This is a genomic window from Sivoneniella epilithica UHCC 1019 (assembly GCF_040830845.1).
Classification (GTDB): domain Bacteria; phylum Cyanobacteriota; class Cyanobacteriia; order Leptolyngbyales; family Leptolyngbyaceae; genus ULC077BIN1.
In genome coordinates, this window is sequence record NZ_JBFPDP010000031.1 from 19,546 (window position 1) to 35,482 (window position 15,937).

Consider the following 15,937-nt stretch of genomic DNA (forward strand, 5'->3'; position numbering starts at 1 on the left):
ACTTTTAAGGAGCAATTAGTAAAACTTAATAAAATAGAACTATCTTGACCGACTTACTACAAGAAAACGCTTGAATCAAGAATCTTTAATATCATAGTAACTACCTTTAGGAATCATTCCCTGCGGTGACACGCAGATAAAAAACTAGAGAGATTCCACCCATTCATCGACATAAACAACGAACTTAATTGATTTCATTCCAGCCGCTGGTGGACTGACCGTTACCCTCTTTAATAAAGCCGAACAATGACTCATCCATCTTCCCCTAACCCATCGGAATCTTCAGACCTGTTGGAAGGCGATCGCAATCCGCATGACGAAGCCGTTCGCATCACTGCCTTGATGGAAAATCTCAATAATTTGAAAAGTAAGCTAAACAATTTCACGGTAATAGATGAGCTAGGTCAACCCATCGGTGAAATTCAAGACTTAATCTTAGACGACACTCATCAGCTTAATTTAGTCTTTGCACCATTGGGCACAACAGAAAACAATGCATCCGTTTTACTCAATGGTCGTCGGATTAAAAAGGTGAGCGTTCAGACTCATGCCGTCTTTGTGAATATTGTCAAAGCTGATGTTGACTTTTTGCCACAATATACGCCTTTAGAATCCAGCGATTCCTATGGAGATCGTTTCACGAACCGTGCCGAACCAAACCCTTCAGCACCTCTACCTTCTAATCAACCCCCGTTATCCTATGACGCAGCGGCGGCGGCAACCTTGATGGGAGGAAGCGCGATCGCCCATCCTGCACCCGAAGAGACCCTATCACTGCCCGAAGAAACCCTATCACTAGAAGACGATTCATTCACAGCAGATTCACTGTTCACCGAATCCACAGATGATTTCGCCTCCCTAGAAGACAACTCATTCACAGCAGATTCACTGTTCGCCGAATCCACTGATGATTTTGCTGCGACAGAAGAAACCCTATCACTAGAAGACGATTCATTCACAGCAGATTCCCTATTCACCGAATCCACAGATGATTTCGCCTCCCTAGAAGACAACTCATTCACAGATTCATTCACAGCAGATTCACTGTTCGCCGAGCCTGCTGATGATTTTGCTGCGCTAGAAGAAGATTTATTTGCATCCGATTCAGTGATGCCCGAAACCGTTGATGATTTTGCCACCTCCGTCGAAAGATCATCAATGGAATCCTTAGAGTCGCTAGATAACGATTGGCTTTCAACCACTCCATCAACCGATCAAAACGATCTAGCAGCTTCTCTGGAACTCCCTGAACTATCAGAAATAGAACTTTTGCCGCTAGAAAACTTTTCGCTAGACAACGAATCTACTGCCGAATTCATCACCACTAATTCTCCAGAGGATGATTGGTCTGAGTTGGTCAGCCCTACAGACCAGCTTGTTTCAGGCTATGGTTCTTCCTCTGAAAACAGTCCTTTGCCTGATTTGTCTAACGACGAGTTAGAATCTCCAGCATTCTTGCTAGATGAATTAGACGAAACATCAGAACCTGGATTTGCCTTATGGGAACAGGCATCTCAAGATTCATCAACGGCTGATTTATTCACTGATGCGGAAGTTCAAAATGAATTTGAGGACTTGTCCGCTAGTAGTTCCTTGGCAGATAGCTTTTCGGTAGACACCATTCATGAAAATGCCGAAGAGTTTTTGCTATCCGCCGATTCTGGCGAAGCTGAGTCTACTACTGATTTTACGCTTGAGAGTTTGTCCGATCTAGATGCATTCTCAGAAGCAGCGTCTTTGGAAGATTTTGGATTCCCAGATACAGCACTGGCACCTTTAGAATCTTTAGAAGCAGTATCTCTGGAGGATTTTGGATTCTCAGATAGCTCAACCGCTGACTCAGCGAGTGAGTTACCCGATTTGGATTTGAATCTCGGCGAAAATCTGATTGATGCTGACTCCGGATTATCGTGGGTTGACGAAACAGAGGACGAACCAGGATCAAATGAGTTGTTTGAACTAAACCCTGATGACTCTTTCGAGCCGCCTCAAATGGATACAGGCAGCGGGCTTGAGTTGGGATTGGCAGGCGAATTAGCTGATCTAGATTTGTCGCTAAACTCGACAGATTTAGAATTTGAATCAGATTCAACAGAGTTAGGATTTGAATCTAACGAGATCGCTGACCTCCCTAATCTAGACTTTTCTCTTAGCGATGACTTCTCAAATGATCTTGCCGATCAGTCAACAGTTGATCAGTCAAGATCAGACTTAGATTTGAGCGTGGGTGAGATACCAACCTCGTTTATAGAGGTATCCGTAGACGCGATCGCCCCTAGCGTTTCTGAAGACCTTCCATCAGAGACAGAGGCTCTATCTGACTTAGCCTGGGCATCGCCAGAAAATGCACTGAATGCAGATAATCTGGCGAATTTAGAGCTTGATACCGTCTTTGATGTGGATTTATCTCTGGAAGATGAGTTTGGGACAGACTTTGCGATCGCCGAAACCAATAACCTAAGTGAATTCACTCTTCAAGACGATCGCATTGAACGCGAACCAGAAACCACTGCCAGCCTGAGTACGATTGAATTTACCGATGATCTACCTACAGCCGATCTGCCTACAGACAATCTAGCTGACACATTTGGTAGCGTTGCCGATCTATCCTTTGCGGAAGCGGGAGAATTAGAGAACCTGACGAATTTGGGCGGTGAGTTTGAAACTGGAAACTTTGCCCTCGATAGCTTGTTTGATAATCCAGGTGATACTCCACAAAGTGTCTCAGACGAGTTTAATTTTTCTACCTCCACCATGGGATTTGTCGATCCGGCAGCAGGCATGGCAGCAGCATCTGGCATCTTAGCAGGATTAGCCGGATTAGGGGATCGGGCATCCCGCGATCGCTCAACGCTTCCGGTAGAGGAAACATCTGCTTTAGAGGATGCAGATAGTAATGCAGATATTTCAGACCTGAGCAATGTTCCGGCTCAGGACTCACTGGAGTTGGGCGTTCCCCCATTAGATCCCACGGTAGATCTCACAGTCTCAGAAAAACCTATAGTAAGCGGGACGTTTAAGTCTCCTAAAGTGGCGAATGCTGTAATAGACGCGATCGCCCAAACCCTGCGCCATCGCTGCAAAAGTATCCGTATTGAGATTGAATTGGATGACAGTAGCCTCACCCAATCCTATCAAGCTTGGCTGGATGAATGTAGTGATCTCTAGATTCGGTCTAGGATCTGAAGACGGTTCCTTTAGGTTGGTAAATGGCTGAAAATATTGATTGTGCCATGATGCAGCGTTGTGTGATCTTGGCACGGCAAGCAGCAGGCAAAACTGCCCCCAATCCGCTAGTAGGCTGCGTGATTGTGCAGGACGGTGAGATTGTGGGCGAGGGTTTTCATCCCAAAGCCGGTGATCCCCATGCGGAAGTGTTTGCCCTCAGACAGGCAGGCGATCGCGCTAAGGGCGCAACCCTCTATGTCAATCTAGAACCCTGCAATCATCATGGGCGCACTCCTCCCTGCTCAGATGCGGTGATTGCGGCTGGAATTGGGCGAGTTGTGATTGGCATGATCGATCCCAATCCCCAGGTTGCGGGGACAGGCAGCGATCGACTGAAACAGGCTGGCATTGAGGTTTCTGTTGGCATTGAAGAATCTGCCTGTCAAACCTTAAACGAAGCCTTTGTGCATCGAATTTTGCACCATCGACCGTTTGGTATTTTGAAATATGCCATGACCTTAGATGGAAAAATTGCTGCCGTGACTCGACATAGCGCCTGGGTGACTAGTGAAGCGGCTCGTGGCGAGGTTCATCAACTGCGGGCAACTTGCGATGCCGTAATTGTGGGTGGCAATACTGTGCGCGCAGATGACCCCTTACTCACCAGCCGCCAACCGGGTCAAACCCCGCTACGAGTGATTATGAGCCGCACATTGGATCTTCCAATCTCTGCCAATGTGTGGAATACCAGCGTTGCTTCTACTCTGGTCTTAACCCAAGTGGGCGTTCAGCAAATGTTCCAAGCTGACTTGAAGCAACGGGGGGTAGATGTGGTAGAACTAGAACCTCTCACCCCAAGTACTGTCATGGCTCACCTCTACGATCGCGGCTTTTTAACAGTGCTATGGGAATGTGGTGGCACTTTAGCCGCCCGTGCGATCGCGGAAGGGGCGGTGCAAAAAGTCCTTGCCTTTATTGCCCCCAAAATCATCGGCGGGGTGACAGCGCCTTCTCCTGTAGGGGATTTGGGGCTTAAAAAAATGACAGAAGCCCTTACCCTAAACCCAGTTAGCTGGCGCGCGATCGGCTCAGATTTACTGATTGAAGGATATTTGCCTAAAAATAAAACCAGACTCTCACCGCATTGATCCTGATCTTAGGCAGGGGACTCAATAACAGCACCTTAGCTTTGACTGACTACCCAACTTGAGATGTTAGGAGCTTAGGCATTTGGGAACTCTAGGAAGTAGCCATCGTAAAGAGTTGTCATGCTTGCAAGGGTTTGGAGTGCGTCGCTAATTGGGGTTGATGCTGTCAAAGTGGGAGTTGAAGTGGATATTGCTGGAGGTCTGCCCGGAATTGTGGTGGTGGGCTTACCCGATACCGCTGTGCAGGAATCCAAGGAGCGTGTGCGAACAGCGGTTAAGAATGCTGGCTTTGCCTTTCCAATGCGGAAAATTGTGGTGAATTTGACTCCGGCAGATCTGCGGAAAGAAGGTCCTAGCTTTGATTTACCAATTAGCGTAGGCATTTTGGCAGCGGCAGAACAGGTAAAAACAACGTTGCTAGATGATTATTTATTCATTGGGGAGTTATCTTTGGATGGCAGCGTCCGTGCAGTCAGCGGGGTTTTAGCGATCGCGGCGGCAGCCAAGCGCATGGGTATTAAGGGATTGGTGATTCCGGCAGATAATGTGCGTGAAGCCGCCGTTGTCAAAGGCATATCGGTATTTGGCTTTAAGCACTTGTCGGAAATTGGGGATTTTCTCAATAACCCCGATCGCTACCTAGCGGCTGAAGTGGATGGGTTGGCAGAACTGGAGCGCGATCGCTTTTGTGGTGCCGATTTACATGATGTGAAAGGACAAGCCCATGCTCGTCGCGCCTTAGAAATTGCGGCGGCTGGAGGACATAACCTGGTTTTTGTAGGACCTCCTGGCAGTGGTAAAACTATGCTGGCGAGACGATTGCCGTCTATTTTGCCACCCTTAAGCTTTGAAGAAGCGTTGGAAGTCACCCAAATTCACTCCGTCGCTGGACTGCTGAAAAATAAGGGTTCTTTAGTCACCACGCGCCCGTTCCGCAGTCCGCATCATTCGGCATCCGGTCCCTCTCTGGTAGGCGGCGGCAGCTTTCCGCGACCAGGAGAAATTTCTCTGGCGCACCGTGGCATTCTCTTTTTGGACGAATTAACAGAATTTAAGCGTGATGTGCTGGAGTTTTTGCGGCAGCCTTTGGAAGATGGGCACGTCAATATTTCTAGAACCCGTCAGTCTGTGACTTTTCCTGCCCAGTTTACCCTGGTTGCCAGCACAAATCCTTGTCCCTGTGGGTTTTATGGCGATACGATCCAGCCTTGTACCTGCACACCGCGATCGCGAGAGCAATATTGGTCGCGGCTATCGGGTCCACTCATGGATCGAATTGATCTACAGGTTGGGGTGAATCGGCTTAAGCCAGAAGAGATTACTCAACAACCCACGGGGGAAGACTCCGCCACGGTGCGATCGCGGGTAGAAATCGCGCGATCGCAAGCACAACAGCGATTTCAAGGAACCGCTTTACGATGCAATGCGGAAATGCAATCCCGAAATTTGCGCGAATGGTGTGTGCTAGACGATCCCACCAAAACCTTGCTAGAATCCGCGATTCGTAAGTTAGGGCTATCCGTTAGAGCCAGCGATCGCATTCTCAAAGTGGGTCGCACCATTGCCGATCTCGCCGGAGATGACGCTCTGCAAACGCACCACATCGCAGAAGCGATTCAGTACCGCACTATCGATCGCCTGCAATAAAAATCAGCCCAAGCTTTGTGGATTGAAATAAATCTATTTCTAGGAACATCAATGACGCGACATCATTTTATGAAGCAGCAAGAACTAGAGGAGTAGCGATAAAGTCCGCTGCATCCAAAGTACATAAATCAATTTCGCTGGGATCTTCAAGTTCTATAACTCGGCTAGCTTGAGCAGAGATTACCTGTTCAAACAAATTACGTACTCCTCGCGCATTACCAAATGTTGTTGGGCAACGATTCACTAAATCATGCATCAGTTCAACAGAATAATAAGTTGCTGACTCATTCATCAAATATCCAGAGGATATACATAGATTGTCCAGGATTTCACATAATTCATTGATTAGACTTCTTGCGAAAGTGAATTGAGTTAGGGTACAAGACTTTGAACACCTAATCCACTTTTACGATGCAATACGAACAAGCAAAAGAGTTGCTCGATCGCGATTTCAAGCGACTGTTTGGGGTTCACCTTTCGACCTTTGAGGCGACCTTTGAGGTAATCGAGCAGCGAGGGCAAACCAAACAGAAAGCGGGGCGCAAGTAAGTTAAGCGTCCGAGATCAAGTTCTGGTCACATTGTAGTATTGGCGAGAGTACCGGACTTATTTCCATATTGCTCAAGATTGGGGCGTGGCAGAATCAACGATTTGCCGCACGGTACAACGGGTCGAAACCAGCCTAATTCGTTCTGGCAAGTTTAGATTGCCCGGAAAAAAGCATCTATTCACCAATCCTGACCCACCCAAGACGATCGTGGTGGATGTGACTGAATCGCCTATTGAGCGCCCAAAGCGTTATCAAAAGCGTTTTTACAGTGGCAAGAAGCAGTGACACACGCTCAAGATTCAGTTGATCGTGGATCAGCATACTCAGCAAATTGTGTGTACCGCCTATGGCAAAGGGAGACGGCATGACTTCAAGTTGTTTGTTCCTAGTCAAGTCAGAGTCCACCCCCAGAGTGAAGGAAGGGGGAACAAGGGATACCAAGGCTGGCAGAAGCTTCATTCCAAAGTGCGGATACCGAAGAAGAAGCCAAAAGGGGCAAGTTGAGTGCAACAAACAAACAGTACAATCGCACCTTAGCGCAACAGCGGGTGGTCGCTGAGCATGTGAATCGGTGCCTCAAAATCTTCAAGATTCTACCTGAGCGCTATCGTAATCGTAGACGGCGTTTTGGCTTACGCTGCAATCTGATTGCCGCACTCTACAATTACGAACTAGCTCTGGCTAGCTGACTTTTGCAAGAGTTCTATTCATTATTAAGGTGAATTGAAAGGCGCACTCCGTTCGGGATCAACAGCTTAATAGTTTGTTGTCTTCCAACTGTCTTGGCTACCCCAATACTTTATGACATCAAAGTGTTAACGATAGATAAAAAGTGTTAGCCGACAAAAGAATGTTAATGACGACACTAATTTGTTATCGATGACAAACAAAGTGTTATTGTACACAAAGAAAAATCGGGATGGCGGGATTCGAACCCACGGCCCCTTCGTCCCGAACGAAGTGCGCTACCAAGCTGCGCCACATCCCGTTAAGCGACTAATCATAACAGAATTAATCGCATCTCATTTTAGCACTCTCAAAGTTCAACATTAGAAGGCTGAAGAGTCTTGTGTCGTTTCGAGTTCTGGAATAACTGCCCATAGATTTCTGGCAAGCATATGAATAATAAAAAGGGCAGACTAGGCTGCCCTCAGAAGTTCAGTCAATCTTTTTAGCAAGACGCTGAGGGCAGTAAAATTGTGCCCTGATTTTAAGGCTGCGGTGACTGAGGATTGCTAAACAGAGCGATCGCTACTTGGAGGGCTTGTCCCACTGGAGATGAACGCACAGGGTTTGGCGATTGGGCGCTCCATTTTAGCAAATGATCTCGAAAGGCTTCATCCCGTTTAGCCCGTTGGGCGACTGCTTGACTAATCACCTTGCGCTGAATGTCTTGGGTGCCGATGCCTTCTTGCTGGAGATAGTCTAGTAATCGCTGAACGCTTTCAACCAATTGATCCGGTGTTTGGGTAACCAAAATATACTGAATCTGACGCACCACTTCTTGATACAGATAGGCGCGGCGATCGCCCGTTGTTTGGGGCGATTTCTCAGCCGTGGCAGGAGGCGTGGCAGAGTCTCCTAGATCTGTTAAGGCAATTCCCAGCAAGCTCAAAATTTTGGGTCGGTGGGTTAACAATCGCTGTTTCACTTCTGGATAAAGCTGAAAAATCCGTCTTGCCAGCACTTTAGAATTCACCGTGCGATTGGCAGAAAGTTTGACCCAATAATTATCCTCCACCGGTTCATAGGATTTTACCTTCAAAATCAGTCCTGGATCTTCAGCCGCAGCTTGGACTAAGGTGAATGCCAGTACTTCCCAATTCACCGACTCGGTAAAATATAAATCTACGCCCGTATGGTCATCCTGGTAGTAGGCACTCATTTCGCCCGGTTCAAATTCGCGTCCTTGGGGAACGCGATCGGTTGGCTTTTTTTCCGTATGGTTGAACTGGGTATAGAGATAGCGACACTGCACCTTAGAGAAATCCACTGCTTCCGGGTGCCAGTTGTAAATGCAGCACCCCGTCAAAATTGCTCCATCCACCGTGGTTTGGATCAGATGACTTTCTAGCAAGTAAGCACCGGTTAAATCTGCTTCGCTCAGACTGGTGTGGCTCAGATAGGCACCGCTGAGATCTGCCCGTTGCAAATCGGCTCCCCGCAAATTAGCTTCACTCAAATCAGTGCGGAGTAAGTAGGCATCTTGCAGATTTGCCCGCAGTAGATGAGCGCCTTGCAAGCTGGCTTTGAGTAAATAGGAGCCAGATAAGTTGGCACGGCTGAGGTCGGCACTGGTGAGGATCGCCTCGCTTAGATCGGCACCTGCCAACACAACACGGTGCAGGTCGGCTTCGCTCAGGTTTGCTTGGCGGAGATAGGCTCCACTCAAATTCGCCTCGGTTAAGTTGGCACCCCGCAGGCTTGCTTCCCGCAAATTTGCTTCTTCTAAATGGGCTTCTCGCAGATTAGCGCGATCGAGATTGGCATTGGATAAATTGGCACGGCGGAGGGTTGCTTCCATCAGTTCTGCTCCAGCTAGGTTGGCGCTGTTGAGCTTTGCCCGATCCAGGTTGACCTGATCTAGTTTTGCAGAAGTCAGGTTCGCACTGGCGAGATCGGCTTCTTGCATCACTGCCCAGTTTAGGTCTGCGTTTTGCAGGTTGGCAAGGCGCAGGTCAATCCTGCTAAGATTTGCGCCGCTGAGAATTGCCTGATTTAGGGCTGCGCCATTTAGCGAGGCGTTGCGAAGATCCGCTCGTCGCAAACAGGCTTCGGTGAGAGTGGTTTGGTTTAAAAATGCCCAACTCAGATTTGCCTCGGTTAGGTTTGCTCCAGTCAAGTTTGCGCCGCGTAGATTAAAGCCGCTCAGGTTTGCACCGCTGAGATCTCTGTGGGAAAAGTCGCGTTCTCCTTGACGATAGCGCTCTAGGATCTCCTGGGGATTCATGGGGAAGGGGGATTGATGAGTGGCGAGTGGCGAGTAGCGAGGGGCGATTTAGGGGAGCCAGCGGGGTTGGATGCCAGCAAAGGGAAGAGGTTCAGGTTTGAGGTTTGAGGTGGGAGATGCGGTGTTAATGGGGAGGAGCCAGAGTTTGCTGGTGGCGATCGACTTCCCGGCTTGATTCGGACTAGATGCTGCATCCGATTGGGGGGGGGCTGTGGTCTGGTCATAGAGAATTGCCAGTCCATCGGGTGCAAGGCTGAATTGAATGTCTCGTTGATTGGGCAAGTCTACTAGAGGGGTAAGTTTAGTGGTTTTCAGATCGATCGCGGCTAGGTAAGGGTTCTCTTGATAAGTTTCCCCTGAAATCAGTTCAGATAACAAGCTGTAAAGGATTTGTTTGGCGGGATCAAATTGAGCCGCAAAAATAGAGCCAGTGGTTCGCACTAATTCTTTTTGTATGCCTTGATTGGTTACCAGAAACAGCGATCGCGTCCGGTCGGTGTTAAATTTCACCATGGCGGCGAGGGAGCCATCCCTTGAAAATGCTAAGACTATGCCAAATTTGGGCAAAAAGTTGAGCGGGGCAGCGTTGGGTTGGAGCGGTAAGACGGCGAGTCCCTGTCCTTGGGCGATCGCGAGGGAGTCGCTGTCGGGGGTAATCAAAAAATCGCCACCGGGTTGACCCTGCAATGCTTCCGGTGGCTTGCCATCCCGTAAAATCCAGGGTCCAAAATCGGCTGGGTCGGTGCGGCTGACTCGCTGCACCACAATCACTTTGCCATCGGCAGACAGATCAAACTTTAGGTTTTGGTAAGCAGTGCTGTCTAGGACTAACTCGGTAGTGCCCGCTGCCGCGATCGGGAAGGCAGTAATCGGGTTGCCATCGGTTTGGGCACCCACTTGAGCAGGGGGCGATTCCACTTGAATTCCAGTGGCAACGCGATAGAGCTTTTGCTCCAGGATGCCTTGAGCTTGGGCAGCGCGAGGCGTAGCAGCAATTAAAATGCGATCGCCCAAGGGATAGGGTTTGAACTGATTGACGACAAAATCAGCCGACGTGAGAATGACATGCTCTTGTTTCGTCAGGTTATCCAACACCAATCGCCCGGTTTCTTCGCCTTGGGTGCCAATGTAGGCAAAGGCGCGATCGCGGGTGCGGAAGGATGTTTGAAATGGCTGAATCGGGGCGCGTTGACTACCTTTTTGAGTAAAGTAATCTTGAGCGTTTTCTAGCCGCACCTGATACTCACTGCCATAAGTGGCTGGCAGCGTTAGGGTATAAGCCATGCGTCGCCCTGCCCAACTCACCTTTCCGGGTAAAGGGGGATCAATCTTTAAATTCTTTTCGACACTGGCATGATCCATCGGACGACTAAACCCTAGGATAAAAGCGGTGTCGTCTGCCCCAACTTGCTTGTTTTGCCAGGTAAAGTCACGAACACGCGGAGCCGTGCGATCGCCGCCCCACAGCAGCAGCCCAATTAGCACGAGCAGGACGACTAAAAGGACAATGGCAACGCGATCTAGCGGTTGCAGAAACGAGGGAGATGATTTGAAAGAAGGCGATCGTTGCATAGAGCAATTGTAGAGGGATGATTTCAGTTTAGGAAATCTATTCCGATTCAGCGTTAAGATCCAACATACACGCAGAACTAGCAACAGATGGGAGTTCCCTTTAAAGATTTAGGCGCAGATGTTCTATTGGTCGAGGCATTGCTCGAACCTTCTCTGTGTGCCCATGTGGTGCAAATTGCGGAGTGCTATGAGTTCAAATCACCGCCACCCGGAGCCAGCCTCACGGGAGAACGGCGCAGCGGAGAAGTGTTGCCCTTGGATAACTGCGACCCTTTGCTGGAATCGACCAATCAGCTTTTGTTGAGCAAGCTGCAAGGAATTCGGGATCTGCTTGCCAAGCGCTATGAGGTGCCTTTTAGCCATGCGGAACTGTATTCTATCGATCGCTATCGTCCAGGGCAAAGCTACAAGCGCCACTCTGACGGATTGCTGCTCTCCAATCGCTATGAAGAGCTTGCTAAAGGGTTACCTGCGCGGGATGTTAGCATTGTTGGCTTTTTGAATGATGCGTTTGAAGGCGGCGAACTTCTGTTCGATCGCCAAAGTATCAAAGTCAAACCGACTGTGGGTAGCATTGTCGTGTTTCCTGCTTGCTACACTCACCCTTACCAAACGTTGCCTGTTTTGCGAGGCTGCAAATATACGATGACCTGTTGGTTATTTCATTAGACAAATCAATGCGAGTGGTTGCCTATATCTATACTGATCCGTTGTTGGAATCTGCGCCTGATCCCACGACGTGGGGCTGGGAGATTGAGCAGACCTATCAGGATTTAGCGGTTGGCGCAGGAGCGTCAGGCGGAAAGAAGTCAGCAAGAAAGCCACTGGAACAGGCGCGATCGCAGTGGCAGCAGCTTATAACAGATTGTCAAACGATGCCGACTGGATGGGTACTGGTGCGGCAGTTGGAAGAATTGGGCGAGTCCATGCAATCGGTAGGCGATCGCCTAGCCCAGTTGGAATCGTTGGGGATTGGGTTGATCTGCCTGGATCAATTGCCTGCTGACGCTGAAGGGCGATTACAGACCCTACCGCCGGCTGAAAGCCTGCAAGCAGAAATGCTGAAGCGGCTGCAAGAGATGCAAATGGCACAGCGTAGCCGTCGCATTCGTCAGGGACATGCCCGTAATCGAGTGAAAGCCTTGCCGCCGCCTGGTAAAGCGCCCTATGGCTATCGGCGGGGCAAAAGTGGTTATGTCATCGATCGCAGTACAGCCCCAGTGATCAAAGATTTTTTTGAGCAATTTTTGCTCTATGGCACAGTGCGCGGTGCCGTCCGCTACTTGGCAAAACGCTACAGCAAACGGATCTCGGTTTCCACCGGGCAGCGCTGGTTAGCGAATCCCGTTTATCGTGGCGATCTGGAATATCAGGATGGCAACCGGATTCGCAATACCCATGATGCAATTCTGTCGCGGGATGAAGCGGCTCAAATCGATCGCCTGCTGCGCCGCAATCGTCGATTGCCTCGTCGGTCTGCCAGTGCGCCGCGATCGCTGGCGGGGTTGGTGTTTTGCAGTGAGTGCCAGTCATCCATGACGATCGCCCAAGTCACCAGTCATCGGAAAGATCGAGACTATCTTTACCTACGTCCCACCCAGTGCGCCCGCAAGCCAAAGTGTAAAGCGATTGACTACGATGCCGTCTTGCAAACGACGATTACAAGGATTTGCGAAGATTTGCCCAAGGCGATCGCGGGAGTGGAGTTGCCCGACCTGATCCGGATTAAGCAGGGCATTGGGGGCGCGATCGCGGCAAAGCAAGGATTGTTGGATCAGCTTAAACCCTTAGTTGAAACTGGCGTGTTGGATCAAGAAACGGCGGATCTGAGGGCGTATAAGGTGCGATCGGAGATGGCAGAACTAGAAAATCAGCTTGCCCAGTTGCCGCCAGTAGACTTAAAAGCAACCGTGCAAACCGTTTCCCTGCCCCAATTCTGGCTCGACCTTTCTGAAACCGAGCGCCGCTTCTACTTCCGTGAATTTCTCCGCCAGATCGACCTCATTCGCCAAGACAAAAGCTGGAACCTGAAACTCATCTTTTTCTTTAGCCCACCTTAGACACAGGTCTCCTTAAAGTCGGCGACATACAACAGGATTGCCCGAATGCCACGCCCCTTCTGATATAGGCGTGCAAAGTAAAAAAATATCCGCTGGGTAAAGTCTCGCTCACTGTAAGATTGCGTTTCCACATGCACCAGAAATCTGATATCCTCTCCTGCCTGTTGCACTTCAACCAGCAAATCAACGATTTTATCTTTGCCTGTAGTTAGGTCAGCCAATGACGTACATTTTTAAGCAGGTCGCTTTCATTTCATCGGAATCGCCTTTAGGAGCAGTGTAACCATCAATAAGCTGACGACCACAAGCAACACAAATGTGATTTTGTTGCCCTCGCATCTTCCCATTCTTACGGATATGGCTGGAACCACACTCAGGACATTGCATCAGATTTAGCCTCAACTCACATCACTATTATGTAACGCCTAAAGTTCTAGCTTCAGAAAGTTACTCCACTATGATCGCTGCTTTAAGTTGGGTGCAGTATTGATTCGAGCATTTAGCAATTCCTGCAAAATTCATAGCCCTCTTTAAAGTGTTAGAAACTGCAACATTAACCTAAACAATTAATGCAAAAAAGCAGATCTTCTTGGGAAATCATCATAATAAAGGAGTAAGGCGATCGCACAGCAAAGAAAGCGCGATCGCTAATGCTAGCAGGCTAAATCATCCACTTCACCTAACTTCACTGGAGGCGATCATGAGTATGCCAAAATTAATTGATAATATCATTCAATATTTCTCCGCTGCAATCTCTCGCATTTTTGGTCCTGATGACAATTCCTATCCCGAAACAGGCGTTCAGCCATTTGATGGAGAGGTCAACAAAAAATCACACCTATCGGACTAAAGTGCTGCAAAGGATTGGGCACGCTTTTTTAAGCTCGAAAATATTCAGAAAATCTAACCAGTCTGAGTCAAGGCTTGCCCAGCCTGAGTCAATGCATACTTATAAGAAGGCAGATTAATCTAGCTGAAAAAACGCGATGCTGCGTTGATAAGAATTACATCCCAACTTCATATGAGGACGCTAAATTAAAAAAGTCACCGTGAATTTGGTTAGGACTAAAACCCCATGAACTCCTCTTTAAAGCTGCCGTTGTCGTTAATCGCATTTGCCGCGATCGCTGCTAGCACTGGATGTACAAACTCGCTGGTTGGAAACAACGGGATTGAACAATCCGCGTCCGCTGAACCCAAACAGATCTCGCAAGTTGAAGTACCCCGCCCGATCAACCCTAATGCACCCGACTACGTAGCCGACATTGTGGCACAAGTGGGTCCTGCTGTCGTGCGGATTGATTCCAGCCGTGCAGTTGAACAACCTCTAGATAACCTGGATTTTGGTTCACTGTTTGGTCAAGATCAACGGGGACGGCAACGCGAACAATCACCATCCCAACGGTTGCAACGGGGCACAGGGTCGGGCTTCATCACGTCAGCAGATGGGCGCATTTTTACGAATGCTCATGTTGTAGCTGGGGCAGACACGGTTAGCGTTGTTCTGAAAGACGGGCGGCGATTCAAAGGAGAAGTGGTTGGCTCAGACGAAACGACTGATGTAGCAGTGATTAAAATCGATGCATCTGGACTGCCCACTGTGAAATTAGGAGACTCTGATCGCCTCCTGCCAGGGCAAGCCGCCATTGCGATCGGGAATCCCCTTGGACTCGATAATACTGTTACCCAAGGCATCATCAGCGCTACCGGGCGATCGGGCGCAGATTTCGGCAGTTCTTCCCGCGTTAACTTTATTCAAACTGATACCGCCATCAACCCTGGCAACTCTGGTGGACCGTTAATTAACTCCAGCGGCGAAGTGGTGGGAATGAATACGGCAATCATTCAAGGCGCATCTGGAATTGGATTTGCGGTTCCGATCGCGACCGCTCAACGGGTTGCAGAACAACTGATTGCAACTGGCAAAGTGGATCATCCCTACTTAGGGATTCAAATGGCAGAACTGAGTCCCGAACTGCGTGAGCAAATCAACCGCCGAGAGGGTGATGTGCGGGTTGAGCAAGACCAAGGAGTCATTATTTTGGCAGTACAGCCCAATTCGCCGGCAGCACAAGGAGACTTAAAAGCCGGTGATGTGATTGAAACAATTAATGGCACCGCTGTCCAAGCATCTAAGCAAGTGCAGCAGCAAGTTGAATCCGCCCAAATTGGTAACCCGCTCCCCATAACGGTAAAGCGGAACGGGCAATCGGTTAATTTGACCGTGAAACCTGCTCCTATGCCAAAGCAAAATGGCTAATCATCGGTGCTTTTCGATTTTGCTCAACGCATTGCCTGATCAATGAACTTTACGGGGGCGATCGCGTGGAAATCTCGTTGAACCAACTGTTGGCGAGGGCAGTGGCGATCGCGGCGATCGCTCACCAAGATCAGCTAGATAAAGCCCACGCCCCTTATATCCTGCATCCCATTCGCTTAATGATGCGCGGACAAGTCATTGAGGAACAAATCGTTGCTGTCCTCCATGACGTGGTGGAAGACTCTGACTGGACGCTCGATCATCTGATCGCTGAGGGCTTTCCACCCGAAATCATTATCGCCCTGGATTGTCTCACCCGCCGCCCCGCAGAAACCTACGACCAATTCCTCGATCGCGTTTTGACCAATCCTCTTGCCACCCACGTCAAACGCTATGACCTGGAAGATAACATGACTTTGACCCGATTAGAAAATGTGTCCGAGAAAGACCTGCAACGGCTCCAGCGTTACCACAGAGCGCATCAGCAGGTCATACACCAGATCCAGAAATGGGAAGAGACAAGGCATTAGGCGTAGTCGTTGCCAGCTTTAATCTAAAGATTCGGTACAGTTGCTTATTTGG

Annotated in this window: 15 protein-coding genes, 1 tRNA gene and 1 pseudogene; 11 read left to right on the plus strand and 6 right to left on the minus strand. The window is 49.1% G+C overall.

Annotation, left to right across the window (positions count from 1 at the left end):
• The first annotated feature begins 246 nt into the window (after positions 1–246).
• From AB3R30_RS17580 to AB3R30_RS17590, 3 genes are all read left to right on the plus strand, one after another.
• Positions 247–3,168, plus strand: coding sequence for a hypothetical protein (locus AB3R30_RS17580; RefSeq protein ID WP_458650511.1), 2,922 nt, complete (start codon positions 247–249; stop codon positions 3,166–3,168).
• 41 nt (positions 3,169–3,209) lie between these two features.
• Positions 3,210–4,316 carry a bifunctional diaminohydroxyphosphoribosylaminopyrimidine deaminase/5-amino-6-(5-phosphoribosylamino)uracil reductase RibD gene (gene ribD / locus AB3R30_RS17585; RefSeq protein WP_458650512.1) on the plus strand — a complete coding sequence of 369 codons (1,107 nt, stop codon included), beginning with the start codon at positions 3,210–3,212 and terminating at the stop codon, positions 4,314–4,316.
• 120 nt (positions 4,317–4,436) lie between these two features.
• Positions 4,437–5,963, plus strand: coding sequence for a YifB family Mg chelatase-like AAA ATPase (locus AB3R30_RS17590; protein WP_458650513.1), 1,527 nt, complete (start codon positions 4,437–4,439; stop codon positions 5,961–5,963).
• A gap of 67 nt (positions 5,964–6,030) precedes the next feature.
• Here the strand turns inward: AB3R30_RS17590 and AB3R30_RS17595 are convergent, their stop codons facing one another.
• On the minus strand, positions 6,031–6,255 hold the full coding sequence (locus tag AB3R30_RS17595; protein ID WP_458650514.1) for a hypothetical protein: 225 nt from the start codon (positions 6,253–6,255) through the stop codon (positions 6,031–6,033).
• Positions 6,256–6,374: 119 nt separating this feature from the next.
• Between AB3R30_RS17595 and AB3R30_RS17600 the strand changes: the two genes are divergently transcribed.
• From AB3R30_RS17600 to AB3R30_RS17610, 3 genes are all read left to right on the plus strand, one after another.
• Positions 6,375–6,512: a hypothetical protein gene (locus AB3R30_RS17600; RefSeq protein WP_458650515.1), complete on the plus strand. Its 138-nt coding sequence runs from the start codon at positions 6,375–6,377 to the stop codon at positions 6,510–6,512.
• 85 nt (positions 6,513–6,597) lie between these two features.
• Entirely contained in the window at positions 6,598–6,798 is a 201-nt protein-coding gene (locus AB3R30_RS17605) for a hypothetical protein (RefSeq protein ID WP_458650516.1), read from the plus strand.
• A gap of 158 nt (positions 6,799–6,956) precedes the next feature.
• Complete coding sequence (locus AB3R30_RS17610; protein WP_458650544.1) at positions 6,957–7,202, plus strand: transposase family protein; 246 nt, start codon at positions 6,957–6,959, stop codon at positions 7,200–7,202.
• A gap of 225 nt (positions 7,203–7,427) precedes the next feature.
• Here the strand turns inward: AB3R30_RS17610 and AB3R30_RS17615 are convergent.
• The 3 genes from AB3R30_RS17615 to AB3R30_RS17625 all read right to left on the minus strand — a co-directional run bounded on the left by AB3R30_RS17615 (position 7,428) and on the right by AB3R30_RS17625 (position 11,035).
• A tRNA-Pro gene (locus AB3R30_RS17615) sits at positions 7,428–7,501 on the minus strand.
• 222 nt (positions 7,502–7,723) lie between these two features.
• Complete coding sequence (locus AB3R30_RS17620; RefSeq protein ID WP_458650517.1) at positions 7,724–9,463, minus strand: pentapeptide repeat-containing protein; 1,740 nt, start codon at positions 9,461–9,463, stop codon at positions 7,724–7,726.
• Between the two features lie 48 nt (positions 9,464–9,511).
• On the minus strand, positions 9,512–11,035 hold the full coding sequence (locus tag AB3R30_RS17625; protein WP_458650518.1) for an Ig-like domain-containing domain: 1,524 nt from the start codon (positions 11,033–11,035) through the stop codon (positions 9,512–9,514).
• A gap of 87 nt (positions 11,036–11,122) precedes the next feature.
• Between AB3R30_RS17625 and AB3R30_RS17630 the strand changes: the two genes are divergently transcribed.
• Both AB3R30_RS17630 and AB3R30_RS17635 read left to right on the plus strand, forming a co-directional pair.
• The gene (locus tag AB3R30_RS17630; protein WP_458650519.1) at positions 11,123–11,704 is read left to right on the plus strand and encodes a 2OG-Fe(II) oxygenase; all 582 of its coding nucleotides are present in this window, start codon (positions 11,123–11,125) and stop codon (positions 11,702–11,704) included.
• A complete protein-coding gene (locus AB3R30_RS17635; RefSeq protein WP_458650520.1) occupies positions 11,689–13,095 on the plus strand; it encodes a recombinase family protein in 1,407 nt (468 codons plus the stop codon). The genes AB3R30_RS17630 and AB3R30_RS17635 overlap by 16 nt, the downstream gene beginning before the upstream one ends.
• Here AB3R30_RS17635 and AB3R30_RS17640 read toward each other — a convergent pair.
• Together AB3R30_RS17640 and AB3R30_RS17645 are read right to left on the minus strand one after the other, a co-directional pair.
• Positions 13,092–13,316 carry a hypothetical protein gene (locus AB3R30_RS17640; protein ID WP_458650521.1) on the minus strand — a complete coding sequence of 75 codons (225 nt, stop codon included), beginning with the start codon at positions 13,314–13,316 and terminating at the stop codon, positions 13,092–13,094. The genes AB3R30_RS17635 and AB3R30_RS17640 overlap by 4 nt on opposite strands.
• Positions 13,312–13,482 (minus strand): annotated as a pseudogene (locus AB3R30_RS17645) (IS1/IS1595 family N-terminal zinc-binding domain-containing protein); the annotation flags it as partial. The pseudogene AB3R30_RS17645 and the gene AB3R30_RS17640, both read right to left, overlap by 5 nt.
• 202 nt (positions 13,483–13,684) lie before the next feature.
• On the opposite strand from AB3R30_RS17645, the gene AB3R30_RS17650 reads away from it, so the two are divergent.
• The 3 genes from AB3R30_RS17650 to AB3R30_RS17660 all read left to right on the plus strand — a co-directional run bounded on the left by AB3R30_RS17650 (position 13,685) and on the right by AB3R30_RS17660 (position 15,885).
• Positions 13,685–13,945, plus strand: a complete 261-nt coding sequence (locus AB3R30_RS17650) for a hypothetical protein (RefSeq protein WP_458650522.1) — start codon at positions 13,685–13,687, stop codon at positions 13,943–13,945.
• Positions 13,946–14,170: 225 nt separating this feature from the next.
• Complete coding sequence (locus AB3R30_RS17655) at positions 14,171–15,355, plus strand: HhoA/HhoB/HtrA family serine endopeptidase (RefSeq protein WP_458650523.1); 1,185 nt, start codon at positions 14,171–14,173, stop codon at positions 15,353–15,355.
• A 65-nt stretch (positions 15,356–15,420) separates the two neighbouring features.
• The gene (locus tag AB3R30_RS17660) at positions 15,421–15,885 is read left to right on the plus strand and encodes a phosphohydrolase (RefSeq protein WP_458650524.1); all 465 of its coding nucleotides are present in this window, start codon (positions 15,421–15,423) and stop codon (positions 15,883–15,885) included.
• Positions 15,886–15,937: the final 52 nt, after the last annotated feature.

Bases quoted from the DNA above. Each gene is read 5' to 3' on its own strand.
- AB3R30_RS17580 (WP_458650511.1), top strand. From the start codon at position 247: ATGACTCATCCATCTTCCCCTAACCCATCGGAATCTTCAGACCTGTTG.
- ribD (WP_458650512.1), top strand. From the start codon at position 3,210: ATGGCTGAAAATATTGATTGTGCCATGATGCAGCGTTGTGTGATCTTG.
- AB3R30_RS17590 (WP_458650513.1), top strand. From the start codon at position 4,437: ATGCTTGCAAGGGTTTGGAGTGCGTCGCTAATTGGGGTTGATGCTGTC.
- AB3R30_RS17595 (WP_458650514.1), bottom strand. From the start codon at position 6,255: ATGAATGAGTCAGCAACTTATTATTCTGTTGAACTGATGCATGATTTA.
- AB3R30_RS17600 (WP_458650515.1), top strand. From the start codon at position 6,375: ATGCAATACGAACAAGCAAAAGAGTTGCTCGATCGCGATTTCAAGCGA.
- AB3R30_RS17620 (WP_458650517.1), bottom strand. From the start codon at position 9,463: ATGAATCCCCAGGAGATCCTAGAGCGCTATCGTCAAGGAGAACGCGAC.
- AB3R30_RS17625 (WP_458650518.1), bottom strand. From the start codon at position 11,035: ATGCAACGATCGCCTTCTTTCAAATCATCTCCCTCGTTTCTGCAACCG.
- AB3R30_RS17630 (WP_458650519.1), top strand. From the start codon at position 11,123: ATGGGAGTTCCCTTTAAAGATTTAGGCGCAGATGTTCTATTGGTCGAG.
- AB3R30_RS17655 (WP_458650523.1), top strand. From the start codon at position 14,171: ATGAACTCCTCTTTAAAGCTGCCGTTGTCGTTAATCGCATTTGCCGCG.